The sequence below is a fragment of the Shouchella lonarensis genome (genome assembly GCF_900096965.1).
In the GTDB taxonomy this organism is placed as follows: domain Bacteria; phylum Bacillota; class Bacilli; order Bacillales; family Bacillaceae_D; genus Shouchella; species Shouchella lonarensis.
Map to the genome: position 1 here is coordinate 17970 of NZ_FMYM01000014.1, position 21967 is coordinate 39936.

Consider the following 21967-nt stretch of genomic DNA (forward strand, 5'->3'; position numbering starts at 1 on the left):
TTGAAAACATTACATTCCCGTTTCGTTTAAACACGTACAGAGCGATTCACTAAGACAAGCAAATTCTTGTAAAGACAACGTCTCACCACGTCGCTTTGGGTCGATGTCAGCCATCTCTAAACCACGTAGCGCAACATCTTTTTGTCCTTTTGTTACAAGGTTTTGCGTCAAGTTATTCAAAATGGTCTTCCTCCTGTTGGCGAAGCATGCACGACATACACGAAAAAACCAGTTTTCATCTTCCACTGTGACTGCTGGCGTTTCCCTAATATCCAGTTTCAATACAGCTGAACCTACCCGTGGTTGGGGGATGAACACTGTCGGGGGCACTGTAAGTACGGTGCGTGCCTCTGCATAATACTGCGCGGCAATCGATAATGAACCGTACGCTTTTGTGCCAGGAACCGCCGCGATCCGATCTGCGACCTCTGCTTGAATCATGACTGTGATGCTCTTCAATGGCAATGTATCTTGTAACAATTTCATTAAAATTGCTGTCGTCACATAGTAAGGTAAATTCGCGACAACATGAATGTGCTGCACATCACCAAAATGCGTGGCAATCAGTGCCTCGATGTCTGCCTTCAGCACATCTTCATGAATCACATCGACGTTTTGATATGGCGCTAGCGTATCTGATAAAACAGGAATGAGGCGGTCATCGATTTCATAAGCAACCACTTTCTTTGCTTGTTTCGCAAGTTGTTCTGTTAGTGCACCAATACCTGGTCCAATTTCAATCACACCATCCTCAGGTGTACAACCACTTGCAGCTACAATTGCATGTAAAATATTTGGATCGATTAAAAAATTTTGTCCTAAACTTTTCTTAAAATGAAAACCATGTTTCTTTAAAACATCCTTCGTTCGCGTAGGCGTTGCAATCTCTTTATTCAACGTGTTTTTCCTCCTGTAACTGCACCGCTTGCACTGCATGCAAAAACTCTTTTCTTGAAATCCGAAACAGGTGCAGTCGTTTCAATAGTTGCTTCCCGTTCGCATAACCGATAGAAAGAAACTGACCAAGCTTTTCACGCCGCCATTTCGCTCGCTCACCTGACACAAGTCCAGCAGACACCAAATCGGCCAACGTCACCTCAGCTTCCACCTCTATCATTTGCTCTTCTTTTCGTACTTGGTTGAGAGCGGATCGAATGACTTCTGGAGAAGCGTACTCCACGCCAACGTTACGTCCAGGTTTGATTGCATCTTCTTTTGCAATAAAAGCGTGTTTACATCCAGGTACACTCTCGCTCACAATTCGCCGTATTTGTGTCCCAGGGTAATCCGGATCGGTTAAAATAATGACACCGCGCCGTTTATGTGCAAGCTCAATTTGTTTTAGCACCATTTCTCCGAGCCCCGTTCCACCTGTCTCAATTGTATCGGCTTGCACTGCTCGCTTTATGGCTACAGTATCTGATCTTCCTTCTACAACAATGACTTCTTTAATATGCATTTTTATAAACCCCTATTTACTCATCTTGCTTTATTGTAGCCTGTTTCAAGTAAAAAAAAAAGTAAGTACTTAAAAGTACTTACTTCAACACGTTAATCCAGTATTGTGACTTTCACTGTCTTTCGGCCAAAACGCCGTGCTTCTTCTTTTGTTGCTACGTGTACATCAATTTTATTTCCTTGAATGGAACCGCCTGTGTCACCAGCAATTGCTTCACCGTATCCTTCAACATGCACCCTTGTGCCTAAAGGAATGACGCTTGGATCAACTGCAATTACTTTCATTGAAGGATTATCTGCTAAGTTAATGCCTGTTGCTGTCACACCGCTACAGCCATTGCATGATGCCGTATAAGCTGTTGCTTCCATCATAAACGTCTTGCCCCCAGATGAAGCTGACGTGGCAGTTGTCTTTACAGGTACAGGCGTCTCACTCTTCGCTGTTTGTGTATTTGACAATTGTTGCTTTGTGCCGACCGCAACAACGCGATCTTTGCTTTTTTGCAACGTTTTTGTTTCTTTCAGTTCGCGTTTAACCTCTTTGCCATCCTCAAGGGTCACTGTGTACGTCAGTTCCTCGCGCCCTTCCTTACCGTCCTCAATGACTTTCTCTTGCCCTTTTTCTAAACCGTTGTCTTCTTTTTCAACTGTTTCAAACGCAACTGACTCTTCGACAACGTCGGTGATTTTCTCAACACGGATAAGCTGGACTTTAAGTCCTTCCTCAACGTTTGCATCAAGACTTGGCTCAACTCGATCATCGTCACCAACTGCAACTTCCGTTTCCTTTAGGAAATCTTCAACTGTTGCCGCTGCCGTAAAGCGTTCGTGATCTTCCCCATCATAAGTCAGCGTTACAGCTACTGCAGGACGATAAGACACATGCATTCCTGCCTCTATCACTGTCTCTGCTGCCGGTTCAATCACATCTTCAGCACGTGTCTCATAAGACTGCTTTTTTAATAACTCGCCGACTGTCGCTGCTGTTGTGTAAACTTCTTTTTCGTCATCATTGATTGTCAAGATGACTTTCTCTGCTTTCGCATACTGTACATCCATATTTGCAGCCAGCTTTGTATCAAGCGCTGGTGTCACTTCGTCATGCGCACCGACATCAATATTGAGCGTTGCTAATAACTCCCCGACTGTCGCGGCATGTGTCCGTACTGTCACTTGTTCACCATTATTATCAATTGCCACTGCAACTTTTGTTAACTCATAATATCCAAGAAAAGACGCGATTAAAATAACAAATATACTGGAAATCAGCACGCTCTTGCGTCCAATCAATCGTTGATGATCCATGTGACCTTCTTGCTTGTCCTGTTCACTCATACGGATCCCTCCCTACGCCCAGAATTATAGAGGTGCACCAAGCGAACTGTCAATACAAGTTACACAACCGTAATATAGAAGTAACCTTTGCAACGCTGGTGTGATCAAAACGTGAGGAGTGAGGTAGGATTGCAATGGGAAAGAATGGGTACAGTTCATTGTTTTAAAGAACGATTTTTTTCTTTTTTCATGACAGACATCACGTTTATCTTAAGAGCGCTCCCCACATTCATTTCAGGAACGATCTTTTCTCTTCTTCACGAAAGACAACCCAAATAACGCCATTGAAAGGATGATCAATAAGTAAAATAAATCCAGGGAAAAGCTATAGATAGACTCACTCTCGCTTTCAAGTACACCGGTCTCTTCATTTTCACTTTGAAATACATGTGTATCTATATCGATGCTCGATCCTTGAAACGAGACAGGGTTTTCAGGCTCTGCATAAATATCAGGTAAGTACAACGGACTCCGCGTCAACTCGAACATTAAATATACGATGCTCCCGAGCAATATCACATATGAAGCAATCACCATCGGTTTCTTCATTTTCATCTCTCCAAACCCTGAATTTTTCATACTTGCTACTGTTTCTTTTCACACCATTGTAAAACTCCCCTCCAGTAAACAGGTCACCTGTCTATCTTGGAGGGGAGGTATGTCGCATTTATTTTAGAGAACGATCCTTTCTCCGTTTCACTAAAAACATAATAAAGAGGACTAACGAAATGAATACCATCAAGTAAAACGGAGAGAGAGGGAAGTAATGAATCGACTCACTCATAGACTCACATGTTGAGCCATCTCTAGAAAACCCTGTATCTATACCAACGTAACGCCAATGAAATGATATAGGGTTGTCTCCATGTACGGACATATGCGGCAAGTACAACTCACTTCGCGTAAACTGATAAAGAAGATAAACGATACCACCTAGCAACATGACATATGAAGCAATCAATTTCTTCATTTTTTAGCCCTCCATATCATCAATTAATGATGCCGACCACCCTTTGACGTTGGCACAAACTTTCCTACGTAGTTTGTAGGGACACCATCTTTCTTGTCATTAGTTTTTTTCGACGTCCAAGTTCGAATACGAACTTTTTTCCCCTTTGAAATGCTATCAGCAATTTTGTTGCCTATCGTTTTGTCAGAGTGTTTCTTCCAGTTCGTCCCGTCAATGCGCCCAAGGTGGTTATTCCTAAGATCCATCTTATCGTCAAGACTACTGATGCTATGATACGTTCCTGTGTCATGTCCTTCATGTGCATATCCGAACCGCCATGCAAGGTTTCTACCAATGTGTTTTGTCATTAATGCCGACCAGTATGCATGCCGATATGCATCGCCGTTCCCTTGATGCAATGTATACTTTCGATATCTATCCTTCGCACTCTTAGTAGCCTTATCTGCAAGGTTTTTTGCTTGGATTGCCGCAACTGGATACAACTTAATCAAATAAACTTCTTGTGCTTTCACCCCAAATTTGTCAAAGTAAAAATCATTCTTCGATTGTGCCTCTATCATCTGCGATTCTGCCTCTATTGCCTTTGATTCACTTTCAATCAATTCGGCAAGATCTTCTTCCGTTTCTAAGTGGACACCAATATTGGTTTCTACCTTTTCAACAAACTCATCTTCAGTGATCTTTCCTGATTCTAGCTCTTCAAAATATAATTGGACCTTGTCACGCATCTCCAAATAAAATTCAGCTGTATCCCCTTTATTTGTCTCTTCAGCAGACACACCTTGCATATTCATTGTCGTCATGAATAGCATAACCACCGTTAATAAAGAAATAAACCTTTTTATCATTCTTCGCTTCTCATCTGAATTTTTAAATGAATTTTTATCAACCTGATATTCTTAAATTGTACACGCTTTCAAAAAGGTGAATCAACCACTATATTCAATGTTCTAAAATTAATTATCTATCATTAATAAGATAACTAAAATTTACTAACTATATAGCACGTATCATTCATAAAATATTCCTACTGCCATGAGCAGTGATCCCCAAAAAGAGGATCACCTAAGTCTAAACAAAGCCCGCGCATTCTCCCGCGTCGCCTCACACAGCGCCTCGTACGCCATCCCACGCAACGTCGCAATTTCTTCAGCAACCCGCTGCACATATGCCGGCTCATTCCGCTTACCACGGTACGGATGCGGCGCTAAATACGGACAGTCCGTTTCAATGAGTAAACGTTCAAGCGGCACAGCACACGCCACTTCTTTTGGTCGCTTCGCGTTTTTAAACGTGACCGGGCCGCCAAGAGAAATGTGAAAATTCATCTCGATACAGCGCTGTGCCGTTTCAACACTGCCACCGAAGCAATGCATAATCCCACCAACTTCTGCCGCACCTTCTGATGCCAAAATTTCTACGACATCTTGATCAGCATCACGATTATGAATCACAATCGGCAACTTTACTTCTTTCGCAAGCCCAATTTGTTTGCGAAAGACGTCTTTTTGCACTTCTTTTGGAGACTTGTCCCAATGGTAGTCAAGCCCCATTTCTCCGAGTGCAACGACTTTCGGATGTGAAGCCAACTCTCTTAACCAGTCTACGTGCGCCATCGTCATATCAATTGCATCAACCGGATGCCAACCGACCGCGGCATACAAATCATCATATCGTTCACATAATGCGAGCGCTTTTGTAATCGTCTTCTCATCAAAACCAACGACAACCATCTCTTTCACACCAGCCGCCTGTGCGCGTGCAATCGTTTCTGCCACGTCATCCTCAAATTGATCGGCATTCAGATGGACATGCGTATCAAATAACATCCTCTTTCACCTCGTCTCTACTTGTTTGCATTTTAGGTGAAAAAAGATGGCAATGCAAGTAAAAAAGAAGCCGCCTCACGCACGAGTTGCATGAAACGACGTCCAAAAAGAACCTTGCTCATTGATCATCCCTGCAAGCTCACTAAACGGAATTTTAAATGTTGGAAAACCAGCAACATAAGGTGCAATCTCATATACATCAAAAACGATGTATAGTGCCTCATCGTCAACATAAAAGGATTGATCCGGTGCAATTGTTTGGAAAGCATCGGGGAATACATCGGCATGTGCAGGATCATGCGCAATTTGAGCGGCAATGTGCTGATTCAAGATCGACACGTAATCAGTTCCTGGTTGAAATAAATCAGCAAGCTGATACACATGCCCATCACGTAAATCAATATTCACATACATTTTTGTTGGCATGCCGTGCGCTGCACCAAATGGATAATTGTAACCACTTAGTTCGAGTACAAGCAAATGCTTCTTAAAAAACTGCACTTCAAAGTCACCTGTATAAGCTGCTTCTTTTAATTGCTCTGCTGGTATGGTTTTCACCTGTGACCACGTTTTTAATTGTTCATTTAAACGGCGTTGTTGTGCAGCATCCGTCATCCCTTCAATTTCTGGATAATAAACAATATAATTTTGGTCAGGTCGGTACAACTGCTCTTTTACTTGATACAATTGCCTTAGTTGAATGGTCGTCTCTGGCTCCCAAACAAGTTGACCGCCTTCGTCATAATAGCGAATGCGATTATTTATAAACACTTGCCATAAGCCATTCACCTTTGTCATCACACCCGCGCCCTGAAAAGCGGGTGATGCCTTCTGACCGGACAAATCAATTAAAAATGTCTCGTCCGCTTGTACCACACTTGCCACACCATCATGAAAAGGTTCTATGTCTGTATAGACAAAGTCACTTAGCAACTCACCATCCTTCGTTGCTAGTGCATAATGAGTTCCTAGGAACGTTTGTGTCGGATCAATTGGTTCACCTAATCCGTAGCGCGCTTCTTTGAGGTCACGTACCTCGTTATAATGTGGGGCAATCAACACCTTTCCCTCACGATCAATTAAACCATAATGGGTATCGTAATCTTTTGTCAACCCTACAATGGCGCGGTCTTCTGAAAAAGGCAATGCGACATCATATGATGGTGCAATGACAATATCACCTTTTTCATTTAAATAACCAGCTTTTCCATCTGCTTCTTTTTGAAACGACATTAAACCCTCGCTCAAAACCCCTACGTACGGATGATGGTATGTTTGTAGTGCATAACCATGTGTATTGATTAACGCCCATGTTTGTTCATCTTTCTGTACTGTTGCACGATCATTTTCAAAATCATTTGCATTTATATAGAGCGGGGGCAATGCTTCTTTCCCTTCACGATCTAAGTAGCCATAATGGGCACCTTCCAGTGGCTGAAAGACAGCGCGCCCATCTTTAAAAGGACCAATATAATGATAAGGTGTTGTTGTCCGTACTTTTCCACTCTCGTCTATGACAACGTTCGTACCATCTTCTTGTTGCGCCACTGCGCGCCCTTCTGAAAAAGGATTGATCCATGTATACATTGGTTGCACAACGTAATGACCGAGATGATTAATCACACCTTGCTTTTCTCCAACTGTTACGACCGCAAGCCCATTCGTTTGAAACAAGTCTGCTTGATCATAAATTGGTGAAATCCGCACCCGACCACTTCCGTCAATGTAACCCCACTTGTTACCGTGAACCGTCTTTACAGCAATCGGATATAAATGTTCACGCCATCTTCTCATTACACACCGCTCCCTACTATGACATCATCGACATCGACTATACACTCAGTATATGAGGACACACCAGAGACAAAGAACTTTAATTTTAGGTGCTTTAAACGATCAATCCCTATGTTTGGAGTAAGTGGTAACTTACTTGATCTTATCTCAAAGCTGATGATAAAATGAAACCGCATTCGAAGTTTGGGATAAGTCTATGCATCTCCATTTAAAGGAAGTGAACAATTCATTGAATCCATTTACATTATTTGAACCTGCTTACTTAGTTACAAATATATATTTGCTCATCCTTTTAGTCACTACCTTATTATTACCTTATAGCAAAACACATGCTTGCCATATATTGCTCAGTTCAGCCTTTTGCTTTATGTTATTAGGCATTTTGGCTTTCGCTACGGGTTGGATTGTGGATGAAGTCCATTCAAGTCCTTCAAACACAGCGATCATTTTACTCATATCCGGAGTCATTCTATCCTGCCTCAACCCCATCATACTCCTCTTCAAAGGACCTAAAGGGTAAACCAATTGAACTACCCCTCCTTACCGCCTTACCAGCCGCTTGAAGAAGGAGATTCTTGGGAACAGAGCGTACTTGTTAGCGTATGTCTTTACTAACAGCGGTTTCTCTTATTTACCAAGCTATCCCCGTAGTCCCTACGGTTCTCATATTTTATTGATTAGGCTAAAGCCTGTAAGCGCAGTCCTTCTGTTAGAATGTTTACGCTTGCATTGATATCGCGATCATGGTGCGTGTGACACATCTGGCAAATCCACATCCGAACGTCGAGTGACTTCTTACCGCCTTTATGACCGCAAGTAGAACAGGTTTGACTAGATGGATACCACCTGCCTACTTTGATGACTGCTCTGCCGTACCATTTCGCTTTGTATGTTAATTTTGTCACAAAGCTAGACCACGACACGTCAGAAATGCTTTTTGCTAATTTATGGTTACGCAACATGCCTTTCGCATTTAAGTCTTCGATACAGACACAATCGTGGTTTTTGATGATAGCTGTACTCAGCTTATTTAGAAAGTCGTCGCGTTGGTTTGCTACGCGTTCGTGTAATCTTGCAACTTTACGTTTTTGTTTCTGATAATTCTTTGCTTCAAACAGATCGACACCGTTCTTTTTGGCGTTTAAGGCACGCCGTGACAGCTTCCGTTGTTCACGCTTCAATCTCTGTTCCATTTCTGCGGTGAACTTGTTGTTGTCAACCTTGCGCCCGTCAGAAAGAATCGCAAAATCGGTGATCCCTAAGTCAACACCAACAGAAGCGCCTGTTTTTTCTAAGGGCTTTACTTCTACTTCTGCGAGAACGGATACAAAATACTTGCCACTGGGGTTTCTTCGCACCGTGGCATTTAAGATACGACCTTTGACTTCGCGGCTTTTCGCAAAGCGGACGAGACCCAGTTTAGGCAACTTGATTTTGTTGCCGACAATCGCAATATTCTCGTTTGTTTCCTTTGTTGTGTACGATTGGACCCGATTCTTTTTACACTTGAAGCGCGGTGCACTCGTTTGTTTTTTGAAGAATCGGGTGAACGAATCAGCAAGGTTTTTCAAAGTAGATTGCAAGGCAATGCTGTCCACTTCTTTTAGCCATACGAATTCCTTCTTCAACTTCGGTAATTCAGCAGAACAAGAATTGTAAGTCAATCCTTTGCCTGTTTGTTTGTATGTGTCGTTCCATTGGCCTAAAAAATGGTTGAACACAAAGCGACTACATCCGATGGTTTTGGCGATGAAGACTTTTTGCTTCTGGTTGGGGTACATTCGAAACTTATAGGCTTTACGCACGAGCTTCACCCTCTCACCTCATTCCTGTCTCAAATCATCTTTTACTTATGATGATACAACACAGAACGAGAGTTCGCAACCAGAAACGAACATGACTTTCAGGCTAACACCTGACCGACATTCATCTCCCACTTACCCTTTCAGGCTTGAAGTGGGGGTCTTCTGTTGGGGAATGATAAAAACTGCCTAGAAAATCCCCTACAGGATCTTTTAGGCAGCATTTCTCTCTTACATTATTTCACCTGCGCCCCATTCGGCAAATCTCCATCAATTGTTGCCAGCTGTAACTTCTTTCCTTTTGATCCGGCTAAAATCATTCCTTGCGATAACTCACCACGTAACTTCACTGGCTTTAAGTTTGTTACGCAAATGACTTTCTTCCCAATCAGTGCCTCAGGCGTATAGTGCTTGGCAATTCCTGAAACGACTTGACGTTTTTCGCTCCCAAGGTCCAGCTGTATTTTTAATAACCGATCCGCATCTTTTACTGGTTCGGCGGCGATCACTTCCGCAACACGAAGCTCGACTTTCGTAAAATCCTCAATTGCAATCTCGTTTTCATCTACGATTTCCTCTGGCTCAGCGTCCGCTTTTCCACCCATTAACGTCACAATATGGGCCACTTCTTCCTCAATCTCAAGACGCGGAAAGATCGGCTCCCCTTTTTGTACATGTGTACCTGCTGAGATCCGCCCAAACGATGAAAGTGTATCCCACGTTTGTGCCGCCGAATCCAACCCGAGCTGCGCACAAATTTTTACTGGTGCGGTCGTCATAAACGGTTTCAACAATACCGCAACAATCCGCAGCGACTCTGCCAAATGATACATCACTGAGCCAAGCTCGGCTTCGCGTGCTTCGTCTTTTGCCAACACCCACGGAGTCGTTTCATCAATATACTTATTTGTGCGGCTCACAAATTGGAAAATAGCCGAAAGTGCCACCGAAAACGCCATTTCTTCCATCGCGTCTTCTACTTTTTTCACCGTTTCCACCGCTTCTTTCCGTAATGAGGCATCGAATGCTGTTGCATCAGGCACATACGCAGGAATTTCTCCGTCAAAATATTTCCCAATCATCGCTACTGTTCGATTGAGCAAATTACCAAGATCGTTGGCTAAATCATAATTGACACGCTCAATAAACGCTTCTGGTGTGAATACGCCGTCCGAACCAAATGGTACTTCGCGTAGCAAATAATAGCGCACTGCATCAAGACCGTAGCGATCAATAAGTGGCACCGGGTCAATGACATTCCCTTTTGACTTAGACATCTTCCCGTCTTTTGTAACAAACCAGCCATGGCCAAACACTTTTTTCGGCAATGGCAAGTCAAGTGCCATTAACATGATCGGCCAATAAATCGTGTGGAAGCGAATAATATCCTTACCAGCGAGATGGACATCGGCTGGCCAGTATTGTTTAAATAGCGCCTCATCTTCTGAACCATAACCAAGTGAGGTAATATAGTTACTTAACGCATCAATCCATACATACACAACATGTTTTGGATCACTTGGTACTTGTACACCCCACGTGAAGGATGTTCGTGACACGGCTAAATCTTGTAAGCCTGGTTTAATAAAGTTATTAATCATTTCGTTTTTACGCGATACTGGTTGGATGAAATCGGGGTTGTCCTCATAAAACTTTAGTAACCGGTCGGCATACTTACTCATCCGGAAGAAATACGATTGCTCACGCACCTTTTCAACGGGATGACCAGAGTCTGGACTTTTCCCGCCAATGACATGACCATCTTTATCTTTTACTGGATCAACAAGTTCATGATCTTTATAAAACGTTTCATCAGAGACACAATACCAACCTTCATATTCACCTAAATAAATATCCCCTTGTGCAAGTAAACGTTCAAAAATCTTAGCGACAACTTTTTTATGCCGCGCTTCTGTTGTCCGAATAAAGTCATCATAAGACACATCTAGCTTTTTCCACAACTCCTTAATCTCAGCCACCATCTTATCCGTATAAGCGAGCGGTGTCACCCCTTGTTCTGCTGCTTTTTGCTCAATCTTTTGCCCGTGCTCATCTGTCCCTGTCAAATAATGGACGTTGTACCCACGCAATCGTTTATAACGCGCCATCGCATCTCCTGCAACCGTCGTGTACGTATGACCGATATGTAATTTGCCGCTCGGGTAATAAATCGGCGTTGTAATATAAAAATTCCCTTTCTCCATCTTATCAATCTCCTTCCTTCTAACTACTCATATAAAAAACCCCTTCATCCGCAATCGGGACGAGAGGTTTGCTCACGTGGTACCACCCAACATTCCCTTGTTTTTATCTTATCATAAAACCAAGGCTTCCAGCCGATAACGTCGGCACGCGCAACCCCCTAACTAAAAATCGCTCGAAGGTTGGATTCTCCCGGACCATATTCCAGAGCGTACCTGGCTGGCTTTCACCGATCCCAGCTCTCTAAAACAGATACTCTCTCTGTACTCATCCATTCAATGAATCAATCATTATTCACTAGCATTATGAGCAAAAATATACCAAATCATACGTTCTCTGTCAAGGACGATCATACAGTGTTGCAAATGGGGTCACTTCTTTTTTTAACTGTCCTTCCGTACAGAGACGATCCAGTTCCTTTTTCCACTCCGACACATCCCAAGACTTATTTGCTTGTTCATTTAATTGCCCAAGCTTTTGCATGACGTGCATATCTGCAAGAGGCAAAAAGTCCGCCAACGCACGCACAACGTCTTCATTGCCTTTCTCATGCATTTGTGCCAACTCGTCAAACGGATTTAGCGTATGCGGGCTTGTGGAATGAGCCATCCGTATTCGCACAGCCACTGTCCGTCCGATAATAGCGGAAGAAACAAACACATCACCAGACCGTAAATATGGGAGACGTTTGCCTTCTTCCGCGGTTAAATCTGTTTCTTCTTTAATTGTTTGAATATCTGTTCCACGCACGGTTCGGAAAATGAATTTTGAATTGAGCTGTGCTGTAATCGTCTCATCTAACAGGGTCGGGCGCTGCGTCGCAAAAATTAAAAACGTCCCGTATTTCCTTCCTTCTTGCGCGATTTCTTTTAACATCCCTTTTGCCGGAGCATCATACCCTTTTGGTGCAAAATTATGCGCCTCATCGGTCACAACGACAAACGGAGGAAAGAAAGTCGCTTGCTGCTGCTGGAGTTTCGCGTCTTTATATGCCCGCCGCTGTGTATAAAGGTTACCGATGACATAACTAGAAAACACTTGCAGTAGCCATACCGCGCCTTGAATGACAACCAATTTACCTGAATGAATCGCTTGTTCAATCGCACGAATATGATGTTGGAACAAACCAGCTTGATTGAGTCGGTTCCCCCGCCAATAAATGCCTTTTACTGAAGACGGTGGCAACGCCCCATACTGATCAAGCAATTTTTTGTATAGCTGGTACCGAGCAACCTCGTCGCGACTCATACCACCATCATGTAACAACGACTCCACTTTTTGCTTGCCCATATCTAATGCGTCCATTAAATGAGCAACGCGATCACTGAATGACTGATAACTGTCTTTGGGTTTATGAATGGTTTGGATAACATTCACCATCGGTTCAGATAACTGCGCTGCAGCACCGAGTAAACGCTCGACATCACGAGTAGATAAAGATGAAAAATCGACCCCAACATCACGACCGATTTGAACAACTTCATATCGCGACACATACGCGTTTCCTTTTGCCGCATCTGTTTCTTTAGAAAAATTCATTTCAAAATGTGGGTCAAACACAAGCGTAGGGATATGTAATTTCATTAACTCCTCTAACATGACCCGCAAACCAAACGATTTTCCCGAGCCTGATCCTCCGAACACACCAATATGCGGGTATTGTTGCATCGCCCGAATATCAAAAATGAACGGAATCCCATTTTGTGTGCGCAATTCTCCCTGTTCTTGTACCATAACGAGATCATTTAATGCTGAAGGAATTGATTTATATACGAAGTCCGTCGATTTCACTTCACCAAGCACCATCCCTTGTTCAGGTGTGGTCGTAATAAGTAAGTGCTTGACCTCTGAAAACTGTGGGTGACGCACCGTTGCGCCTGTTTGAATAGGCGTCCCGGCTTCTTCAAACAAACGTACTTTTGCTAAATGAATATCATCTTGTCCAATATCATAACCAATTTGTTCCATCGTTTGCAAAACATCACGATCGACAAATCCTTTATCAAACCCCATTGGAATGTAACGATTATAAGAAAATGTCTCAACGACTTCCCCTTTAGGTTCCGCAAGCACGTTATCTTCAATGACCAACATCTCATTCATGCGGAATTTATGCGTTTTTGAGGCGACATGTACTTCCTGTTGCGTTGTAATTCCCACTACTTGCATGAAGTTCTCTCCTCTCTAATACGGCCGATTTTGCCGCATAGCTGTAAACAATTTCTGCTTTACTGTGACGTCTATGTATTGTTCAATTAATCCCTCCATCAATTGATCAGTCACACGTACTTCACGATCAATATAATCCAACCACAACGGAATTCCACGCCCTTCTTTTGGCGTAAGTGTACATAAAATATCACCAACCACCTGTTGATCTTTTGCTTGCTCGGAAAGCATATCAAATCCCGTAATCGTCGGCGTTGATCCTAAACGCATCCAAGCTGACTGTAGTCCAGCTTTATGTTGGATATCCTTTATAAAAATCATCTCGTTTTGTTGTAAAACGCCAAATAACAAATCACGATCATATACATAAGCATCACTAGCAACGTCAGCAAAAGCAGGCAATCGAATTAAATTTTCGGTCGTGATCTCTTCGGAAACACCAACGAGCCATGTCCCTCGTGCCAGCGCAAGTGTCACCAGTTGTGCCCATTCCTCCGGCGCATCAATACGATAATGATACAATGCGCCGTCCATCAACAATAACCCAATTTCTTCTTGCTCGAGCAATGTATACGCCGCTTCAAGCTCAAGCTTAGACAAAAGATAGGAACGCCGTTTTTGCTGCAATTGCTCTCGTTCTTCCAACAATGGCACATAAACATCAGAACGCGTGCAAGCAACCCCCGTTGTTGTTTTTGCAAGCGCTTGAAACACATATAATACATGTGGTGCGACACCTTGTGTTTGATTGACAGAACCATCTACAGCTGCAACTTGACGCCCGCGTAATGTTTTTTTTAGTGCCACGTGTGAAAGCACTTGCATTTGATGCATATGTGTATCAGCAGCACGTAATTTTTGCCGTATCTCATGCTGCGTGCGTGCTGTATACTTATACTTTTCCACTAATTGGTCATTCATTTGCTGCAGTTTAGAAACAAGCATTTGATTGATTTGCATAACGACACATCTCCTTGCCAAACTATATGAAACCACTACGCAAATTCTTTTTGCAAAATAGGCGTTTTACACAAAAAATATTTGACTTGTTTTGGAAATATTGTTATTCTTATTTTAAATGAAAAGGGTGTCAATCTAATAGCCGCCCGCATGTGCTACATTTACACCTAACACTATGAGGAGGAACAACAGCATGAAGTCAACCGGAATCGTACGTAAAGTCGATGATTTAGGGCGTGTAGTCATTCCAATTGAGCTTAGGAGAACGCTAGATATTGCTGAGAAAGATGCGTTAGAGATTTATGTTGAGGATGACCGCATTATCCTAAAGAAATACAAAGCAACAATGACGTGTCAAGTGACTGGTGAAGTATCTGATGATAACTTATCTTTAGCAAATGGTAAAATTGTACTTAGCCCTCAAGGGGCACAAACCGTTATGGAACAATTACAAACATATGTTGCCGCTGCACGCTAATGTAAGCGCTAGAAAAAATCATACACAGGAAATTGTGTATGGTTTTTATTTGTCATTATGGTAACGTTGGTATACCTCTCTCTTCGGCAAAGCCCGGTCTTTGGCTACTTGCTTTAAAGCGTCTTTTTGAGGTTTTCCAAGCATAATATAATGATCGACGTGCTGACGTTCTGTCAATGACTGCCACCAACTTTCATCCTCTTTCACTTCACCTGTATATCCCTCAACGACGATACAAAATTCTCCTTTGACCGTCCCAACGTCACACCAAGTGAGCGCTTCAGCTAGCGTACCACGTTGATACTCCTCAAATTTCTTTGTTAATTCGCGTGCAATAACAACACGTCGATCTCCGAAGACGTCATACATTGCACGCAGCGTTTCAGCTAATCGATGTGGTGCTTCATAAAATAATAGCGTTTGTTGTAAATGAGAGAGTGTCTCTAGCTGTTGTTGACGTATCTTTTTGTGCCGCTTTAAAAAACCGTGAAAATAAAATGTGTCACACGGCAATCCAGATGCCACAAGTGCTGTTAATGCGGCATTTGCACCGGGTAAAGAAATGACCTTTAAATCTTCTTCTAAACATAGCCGCACAAGATCCTCTCCTGGATCAGAGATGCCCGGCATTCCAGCATCACTCACGAGCGCTACTTGCAGCCCGTCATGCATCCGCTGCAAGAGCGCTGCACCTGCTTGTTGCTTATTATGTTCATGATAGCTTACAAGAGGTGTCGCGATTTCAAAGTGACTGCATAACTTTCGTGTCTGCCGTGTATCTTCTGCAGCAATGAAATCGACTTCCTGCAGCAGACGAACCGCGCGAAATGTCATATCTTCTAAATTGCCTAGTGGTGTTGGAACAAGATAAAGCGTTCCACCTGTTTGTTGAAAGCTTTTTTGCTCCTTCATCACTTGTCCTTCCTCTCCTCGATATATCGTTCTTTTTGTTTACGTGTCAACTGCTTAAAGGCATATTCTGCTTGTAACGCGGCTGTCTTTGTCGCAAACACCTCATACCATACTAATGTAAATGGCCCTCGTCCACGTGTGTACTTCGCTGCTTTTCCTGCTTCGTGCAATGTCATGCGTTTTGTCAAATCAGTCGTATAACCTGCGTACCAACTTCCATCACAGCACGCAAGGACATACATCACATGTCCAGATTGCATAAATACTCCTTTTGAAATGCCTTTGTGTATTTTCCGTTTTCTTCATATACAACAAGCGGTGGCATACATTGAAGACCAGCTTTGCCGCCTTTCACCGCCTCCACTAACACAATGTTCGCATCACGATTGGCATGAGGGTGACAAAAGCGGATCCGCTTTGGCTCTAACTCGTTATCCCGCATGAGCGACATCACCTCAAACAATCTCTCTGGTCGATGTACAAGCGCTAGCTTCCCTCCATGTTTCAAGGCAAAACAACTCGCTTGAATCACATCTTGCAACGTACAAGCAAGCTCATGACGCGCCAACGCTTTGTGACGGTTGTCTTTTATATATTCACCTTGATGAACCGGAAAATAAGGTGGATTACATGTCACAACATCATAACCATTTTTCTTTACAAATGCAGACACACTTCTGACATCGCCACATCGTGCTGTCATACGTGATTGTAATTGATTTACTAATATATTCCGTTCAGCCATATGGTGCAAGCGCTCTTGTAATTCCAGTAACGTAATATGACCTTTTGTTCGTGTGGACAACACAAGTCCAACGACACCGTTGCCACTACACAAATCAAGCATTTGACCTAGCTCGGACGGTACACGGACAAACCTCCCTAACAATATTGCATCCATTGCATAGGAGAACACATCGGGACTCTGAATAATCGACATCGTTGTCCCAGCAATTTTATCACTGCGCTCTCCCTCATAAAGCTTTCCCATGTGAACTCCTTTTGATCTTATGCTTCTATTTTTGATGGAGGAAAGATAGACAAAACAAACAATCATCACCATCTGGTCGAATACTACCGTAATGCGTATTACAAATATGGAACCCTTCTTGATACAAACGAGCCAAATTTTCGTGTCCTTCTCCTACCAATTGCTCACTTGGTGCCTTCCGCATCGGAGGACGCTTTTGCTCTTCTGGTTCAAGGCGCTTACGTAAATGCTCATTCTCTACGTGCAAACCATGATTTTCTTCGATTAAATAGGCCAGTTGCTCTTTTAATTCCTTTAACTCATCATGTAGCTCACTAATTCGCTCCTCCATACTAGAGACTCGCGTGAATATGGCTTTCTTGTCCATGTTATTCACCTCATTATTCCGTTACTTTTGAAGTGATTTTCTCTATATTAATTAACTCATCAAAAGCATACTCCAGTGTATGTTGTTCTTCCGTCACTTGCACTTGTACCATACGATCCAGCAAATTTAAACCAACCACTTTTCCTTTTCCATCAGGTGTTTTAATCCATTGTCCAATATCGGGTAATTCTCTTTTAGCTTGTTCATAGGTGTCATTTTCATACTTTAAACAACACATCAATCGTCCACACAAACCAGAGATCTTGGCTGGATTTAAAGATAAATTTTGATCTTTCGCCATTTTGATTGACACTGGCTCAAAGTCCCCTAAAAATGTTGAACAACAAAGCATACGCCCACATGGACCAATGCCCCCCAACATTTTCGCCTCATCACGTACACCAATTTGACGTAATTCAATTCTCGTACGAAAAATACCTGCCAAATCCTTTACTAAACCCCGAAAATCTATACGACCATCTGCAGTAAAATAAAACAAGACCTTATTGCGATCAAATGTATATTCAACTTCAACAAGACGCATTTCTAATTGATGTGATTTAATCTTCTTTTGACAAACAGTAAAAGCTTGTTCTGCTAAAACCTCGTTTTCAGCTGTCGTTTGTTTGTCTTCTTCTGTTGCTACCCGCATAATTTCTTTCAATGGTAACACCACATCAGCATCATGAACCAACTTTGGTGGAACCACAACATGCCCATACTCAATGCCACGTGACGTTTCAACAATAACAGCGTCATTTACAGCAACTTGAAAAGTGCCGGGAGAGAAATAATATATTCTGCCCGCCTTTTTAAAACGAACTCCTACAACCTCGTGCAACACTTAGCCCTCCTGTATCTTAAATAATAGCCTTTCCATCACGAGTTGAATTGGCACATTAGCGTTAAGATGCCTTTTTGCCTCCATGACATGTTCTACTCCTCGACTAATTTGTTGCGTTGATGTAGATCGTGCGATTTGCGCAAACACTTGCAGCTGATCCACATAAACAAGCCCTTTTTCTTTCCCTATTTTCATATATAAAAAGTCTTTTAACCATAAAAAGATCATCTCAAGCCCTAACTGTTGTTGAAATCGTTCTTTCAACAATGGTAACCACTTGTCTGACAGTGTCAAAAAAGCATGATCGCGCTTTAAATACACTTCTTTCATTAATTGTAACACTACACCCCTTGCTTGAAAAGACCAGTCTCCATCTGTCACCTCTTTTATAAGCGCCGTGTTACCAGTTAAAGCCGCCAGAAAATGGGCATGTCGTTCTTCTACACCTGCCTTCATCCATTGTGCCACCATATTTTCATGAGAAGGAGCCAAAAAGTTGATTTGCTGTGTCCTAGAAAGCAAGGTTGATAAAACTGCTTCCCGATTTTCAGTTAATAATATTGCCAGTGTCCCTTGCGTGGGCTCTTCTAGAAATTTAAGTAAGCTATTGATGGCGCTCGCTGTCATCTTATCTACATCATGAATGATATACACTTTTTTTTGAGATTCCATTCCCCTATAAGAGAATTCCTTTTGCAAAGCAGTTACTTGCTCTTTCTTAATCGTCTGTTTATCCACTGTCATTTTATGCAGGTCAGGGTGATTGCCATGATCAATGCGCATACAATCTTTACATACTTGACAAGGATCCACACCTGTTGCTTGCCTGCAAAGAAAACGCTTTGCCATGTATATCGCCATGGCACTTTTCCCACTACCGGCAGGTCCGTTGAATAAGTATGCATGTGATAAACGATCCTTTTTGAGACTAGCTATGAGAAATGGCACAACCCTCGGCTGCGCCATTTCTAAGTCCTGCCATGTTTGCTGCATATACGTCACCTGCTCTTAAAATTGTTCAAACTGTTCTACTGGTAAAACAAATACTGTCGCACCACCGACTTGTACTTCTACTGGATAAGGTACATATGAATCAGCATTGCCACCCATCGGTGAAATGGGGGCAACAATTTGTTCGCGGCTATGACAATTGTCCTTAATGATCGCCATTGCTTCATCAACAGCACCCTCATCAACGCCAATGAGAAAAGTTGTATTCCCAGACTTCAAAAATCCGCCTGTACTCGATAGTTTTGTCGCACGAAAGTTCGCTTTCATCAATGCATCTGATAATCGTGTACTATCTTTATCTTGAATGACTGCCATAATAAGTTTCATTTTTTTCCCTCCTTTTTAAATTTACATGATCCATTATAAAACACTATCGATATGAATCATCACATTCTTAATGACTTTCGGGAGAGGCTCACTTGCATCAATCATTTTAATACGATCACAATGTTTGTTAGCTAATGTCTCATAACCAGCTTTCACCTGTTCATGAAAATATAATTTTTCGTGGTCAAGACGGTTCCGTTCACGCCCTTGATCTTTTTCAATCCGCGTCAATCCAACAGACGGATCTAGAGAAAAATACAATGTTAGTTCAGGCATATACGACTCAACTGCAAACATATTGATTGCCCGGACCTCTTCTACGCCAATTTCTCTTGCATAACCTTGATAAGCAAGACTAGAGTCAATGAAACGATCACATAAAACAATCTGTCCACGTTGAAGCGCTGGTACAATTTTTTTCATTAAGTGTTCCCGTCTTGCCGCTGCATAGAGTAAAGCCTCTGTGCGCTCATCCATGTCTATATCATGTGTATGCAAAAGAAGCGCTCTAATTCTTTCTGCTAATAAGACCCCGCCTGGTTCGCGTGTGCATACAACTTCGTAACCCCGTTCTTTCAACTGTTGTTCAACACTCATTAACACCGTTGTCTTCCCAGCACCTTCCCCACCTTCAACTGTAATGAACGTTCCTTTTTTCATTTCTCACTCTCCACTTCTCGCACCCACAAACCATCTTGTGGGTGATGACCTTGAAATCGGACACCAGCTTTCATGAGCTGTTTCAACTGTTTAATCATTGCTGCTGTCACGTATTCACCCGGATAAAGCAATGGTACACCTGGTGGATAAGGTGTCACTGGCTGTTCGACAATACGCCCTTGCGCATAGTCTAGTGATACTTTTACTGTGCATCCCACATACTTCTTCATATCTATTAATTCGGACACAGCCGAGACTGTTCCTGCTATAAATGGACGAAATGACTGATTATTTTTTCCGGTCCAAATCACTTGTTGTAACCTCTTTCCCAACAGCTCTTCGTCAATCTTTTGACCGAGACCAAACACGAGCAACACATGATCTTGATCTGCCATCTCACTCCAAATTCCAGCCTTTGCCAACTCCTGTGCTAACACTACACCAGATTGTGATATGTTTGTTTTTATTGTAACCTTTAATGGGTCATTTAGATAGCCTTGTTTCATACTTGTCACGACTTGACATCCATCATGGCATAAAAATTGTTGCTTCACTTTTTCAACTGTACAAACAGCCTCATAATAAGCACGTTTTCCATCTGACTCCAAAAATGCGCGTGCACCATCTAAAGAAGCAAGCAATAAATAAGAAGGACTACTTGATTGCAACATCGTTAGCGCTGCTTTCAACTTTGTTCGCTGTACCACCGAGACTGACTTCTGAACATGCATCCATGCCGCCATCGTTAAAGCAGGCAACATTTTATGTGCGGATTGCACCACAACGTCAGCCCCTAGTGCAAACGTAGATTCCGGACAGCGTTCATCGCCTACGACGAAATGTGGACCATGTGCCTCATCACAAAGCACTAGTAGTCCTTTTTCTTTTGCATAACGAATGACATTGGTTTGATCACAAGTTTGCCCCCAATAATTTGGATATGTAAGCAAAAGAACTTTCGCCTCTGGATACTGACTTATGGCTTTTTTTAGTACTGATGTAGATAGACCTACTGGATGAGAAGTCACTTGATCAAAGGCTGGTTGTAAAAACACTACCTTTGCTTGAGCAAGACGAAGCCCGTTTAATACAGATTGATGGCAATTACGTTGTACCAATACAACATCACCCGCGTTACACAGTCCATAAATCATCGCGAGATTGCCACTTGTTGACCCACCAACAAGGAAATGGGTCTCCTGTGCACCATATAATTGAGCACATAGTTGCTGTGATTCTGCAATTGGTCCAGACGGATCGTGTAAATCGTCTAGCCCTTCGAGTTCTGTCACATCGTAAGAAAGAATCTCTTTAAATTCATTTAAAAAGATTGGAGAAACGTCACCGTTTTTATGACCAGGCACATGAAAGGACAGTGGATGTTGCCGTTGATGCTTTTTCAATGCATCAATAATTGGTGTTCTTATAACTGTCATCTTCCTCATCTTCCCTCACATATACTCTGTTGACATTGGGTTTGCAGTCATCCCAAGCTCTTCTTAATGGTATCACATAGTTCATATACATTTGTTCTTCTGGCTCAACTTTAAACAAATATTGCTCACAAGTGACGCAAAGAAATACGAAGCCTACATAATATCCTTTTTCTATTTTCTTGCAAAAATCGCAGTAATTATTGTGTTTCCCCAAACATTGATTCACTTCATACCACCTCCACTTAGCAGTATGAGCAAAATTTTATGCACTTAGACAATGTTATAGTTTAAAAAGCACACCCAGTTGGATGTGCTTTTTAAACTAACTATCAACCCGGCACCGATCTACGCTCGCAGGGGGAAGCCCCCAACTACTATCGACGCAAAAGAGCTTAACGACCGTGTTCGGCATGGGAACGGGT

Annotated in this window: 22 protein-coding genes and 1 rRNA gene; 1 reads left to right on the forward strand and 22 read right to left on the reverse strand. The window is 42.4% G+C overall.

From position 1 onward, the window contains the following. Positions 1–9: 9 nt before the first annotated feature. The 12 genes from rsmA to BLT29_RS12560 form a co-directional block, all read right to left on the reverse strand. Positions 10–897 carry a 16S rRNA (adenine(1518)-N(6)/adenine(1519)-N(6))-dimethyltransferase RsmA gene (gene rsmA / locus BLT29_RS12500; RefSeq protein ID WP_090776657.1) on the reverse strand — a complete coding sequence of 296 codons (888 nt, stop codon included), beginning with the start codon at positions 895–897 and terminating at the stop codon, positions 10–12. Then, positions 890–1459, reverse strand: a complete 570-nt coding sequence (gene rnmV / locus BLT29_RS12505; protein WP_090776658.1) for a ribonuclease M5 — start codon at positions 1457–1459, stop codon at positions 890–892. Before rnmV ends, rsmA begins: the two co-directional genes overlap by 8 nt. A gap of 92 nt (positions 1460–1551) precedes the next feature. Next, complete coding sequence (locus BLT29_RS13945; protein WP_281241430.1) at positions 1552–2793, reverse strand: resuscitation-promoting factor; 1242 nt, start codon at positions 2791–2793, stop codon at positions 1552–1554. A gap of 234 nt (positions 2794–3027) precedes the next feature. Continuing rightward, the gene (locus BLT29_RS12515) at positions 3028–3342 is read right to left on the reverse strand and encodes a hypothetical protein (protein ID WP_141769902.1); all 315 of its coding nucleotides are present in this window, start codon (positions 3340–3342) and stop codon (positions 3028–3030) included. Between the two features lie 118 nt (positions 3343–3460). Next, entirely contained in the window at positions 3461–3763 is a 303-nt protein-coding gene (locus BLT29_RS12520) for a hypothetical protein (RefSeq protein WP_090776660.1), read from the reverse strand. 23 nt (positions 3764–3786) lie between these two features. Beyond that, complete coding sequence (locus BLT29_RS12525; protein ID WP_090776661.1) at positions 3787–4611, reverse strand: DUF6973 domain-containing protein; 825 nt, start codon at positions 4609–4611, stop codon at positions 3787–3789. Between the two features lie 213 nt (positions 4612–4824). Then, positions 4825–5592, reverse strand: coding sequence for a TatD family hydrolase (locus BLT29_RS12530; protein ID WP_090776662.1), 768 nt, complete (start codon positions 5590–5592; stop codon positions 4825–4827). Positions 5593–5667: 75 nt separating this feature from the next. Then, on the reverse strand, positions 5668–7386 hold the full coding sequence (locus BLT29_RS12535) for a WG repeat-containing protein (RefSeq protein WP_090776663.1): 1719 nt from the start codon (positions 7384–7386) through the stop codon (positions 5668–5670). 677 nt (positions 7387–8063) lie between these two features. After that, positions 8064–9200 carry an IS200/IS605 family element RNA-guided endonuclease TnpB gene (gene tnpB / locus BLT29_RS12545; RefSeq protein WP_281241431.1) on the reverse strand — a complete coding sequence of 379 codons (1137 nt, stop codon included), beginning with the start codon at positions 9198–9200 and terminating at the stop codon, positions 8064–8066. A 224-nt stretch (positions 9201–9424) separates the two neighbouring features. Next, positions 9425–11392: a methionine--tRNA ligase gene (metG, locus tag BLT29_RS12550; protein ID WP_090776665.1), complete on the reverse strand. Its 1968-nt coding sequence runs from the start codon at positions 11390–11392 to the stop codon at positions 9425–9427. 337 nt (positions 11393–11729) lie between these two features. Then, complete coding sequence (locus tag BLT29_RS12555; protein WP_090776666.1) at positions 11730–13559, reverse strand: ATP-binding protein; 1830 nt, start codon at positions 13557–13559, stop codon at positions 11730–11732. Between the two features lie 15 nt (positions 13560–13574). Beyond that, positions 13575–14519 (reverse strand): DNA double-strand break repair nuclease NurA, encoded by a 945-nt coding sequence (locus tag BLT29_RS12560; RefSeq protein WP_090776667.1) that lies wholly within the window; start codon positions 14517–14519, stop codon positions 13575–13577. Between the two features lie 193 nt (positions 14520–14712). Between BLT29_RS12560 and abrB the strand changes: the two genes are divergently transcribed. Then, complete coding sequence (abrB, locus tag BLT29_RS12565; protein ID WP_090776668.1) at positions 14713–14997, forward strand: transition state genes transcriptional regulator AbrB; 285 nt, start codon at positions 14713–14715, stop codon at positions 14995–14997. Positions 14998–15042: 45 nt separating this feature from the next. On the opposite strand, the gene rsmI is transcribed toward abrB, so the two are convergent. The 10 genes from rsmI to rrf all read right to left on the reverse strand — a co-directional run. After that, complete coding sequence (gene rsmI, locus BLT29_RS12570) at positions 15043–15909, reverse strand: 16S rRNA (cytidine(1402)-2'-O)-methyltransferase (RefSeq protein ID WP_141769903.1); 867 nt, start codon at positions 15907–15909, stop codon at positions 15043–15045. Next, a complete protein-coding gene (locus tag BLT29_RS12575) occupies positions 15909–16169 on the reverse strand; it encodes a GIY-YIG nuclease family protein (protein ID WP_090776670.1) in 261 nt (86 codons plus the stop codon). Before BLT29_RS12575 ends, rsmI begins: the two co-directional genes overlap by 1 nt. Continuing rightward, positions 16151–16900, reverse strand: a complete 750-nt coding sequence (locus tag BLT29_RS12580; RefSeq protein WP_090776671.1) for a tRNA1(Val) (adenine(37)-N6)-methyltransferase — start codon at positions 16898–16900, stop codon at positions 16151–16153. Before BLT29_RS12580 ends, BLT29_RS12575 begins: the two co-directional genes overlap by 19 nt. A gap of 25 nt (positions 16901–16925) precedes the next feature. Beyond that, entirely contained in the window at positions 16926–17267 is a 342-nt protein-coding gene (gene yabA / locus BLT29_RS12585) for a DNA replication initiation control protein YabA (RefSeq protein WP_090776672.1), read from the reverse strand. Between the two features lie 13 nt (positions 17268–17280). Further along, a complete protein-coding gene (locus tag BLT29_RS12590; protein WP_090776680.1) occupies positions 17281–18108 on the reverse strand; it encodes a PSP1 domain-containing protein in 828 nt (275 codons plus the stop codon). A 3-nt stretch (positions 18109–18111) separates the two neighbouring features. After that, positions 18112–19104: a DNA polymerase III subunit delta' gene (gene holB, locus BLT29_RS12595; protein WP_090776673.1), complete on the reverse strand. Its 993-nt coding sequence runs from the start codon at positions 19102–19104 to the stop codon at positions 18112–18114. A gap of 15 nt (positions 19105–19119) precedes the next feature. After that, on the reverse strand, positions 19120–19449 hold the full coding sequence (gene darA, locus BLT29_RS12600) for a cyclic di-AMP receptor DarA (RefSeq protein ID WP_090776674.1): 330 nt from the start codon (positions 19447–19449) through the stop codon (positions 19120–19122). Positions 19450–19482: 33 nt separating this feature from the next. Continuing rightward, positions 19483–20109, reverse strand: coding sequence for a dTMP kinase (gene tmk, locus BLT29_RS12605; RefSeq protein ID WP_090776675.1), 627 nt, complete (start codon positions 20107–20109; stop codon positions 19483–19485). Beyond that, positions 20106–21545: an aminotransferase class I/II-fold pyridoxal phosphate-dependent enzyme gene (locus BLT29_RS12610; RefSeq protein ID WP_176763921.1), complete on the reverse strand. Its 1440-nt coding sequence runs from the start codon at positions 21543–21545 to the stop codon at positions 20106–20108. The genes tmk and BLT29_RS12610 overlap by 4 nt, the downstream gene beginning before the upstream one ends. Positions 21546–21877: 332 nt before the next feature. Further along, positions 21878–21967 (reverse strand): 5S ribosomal RNA (gene rrf / locus BLT29_RS12620); the annotation flags it as partial.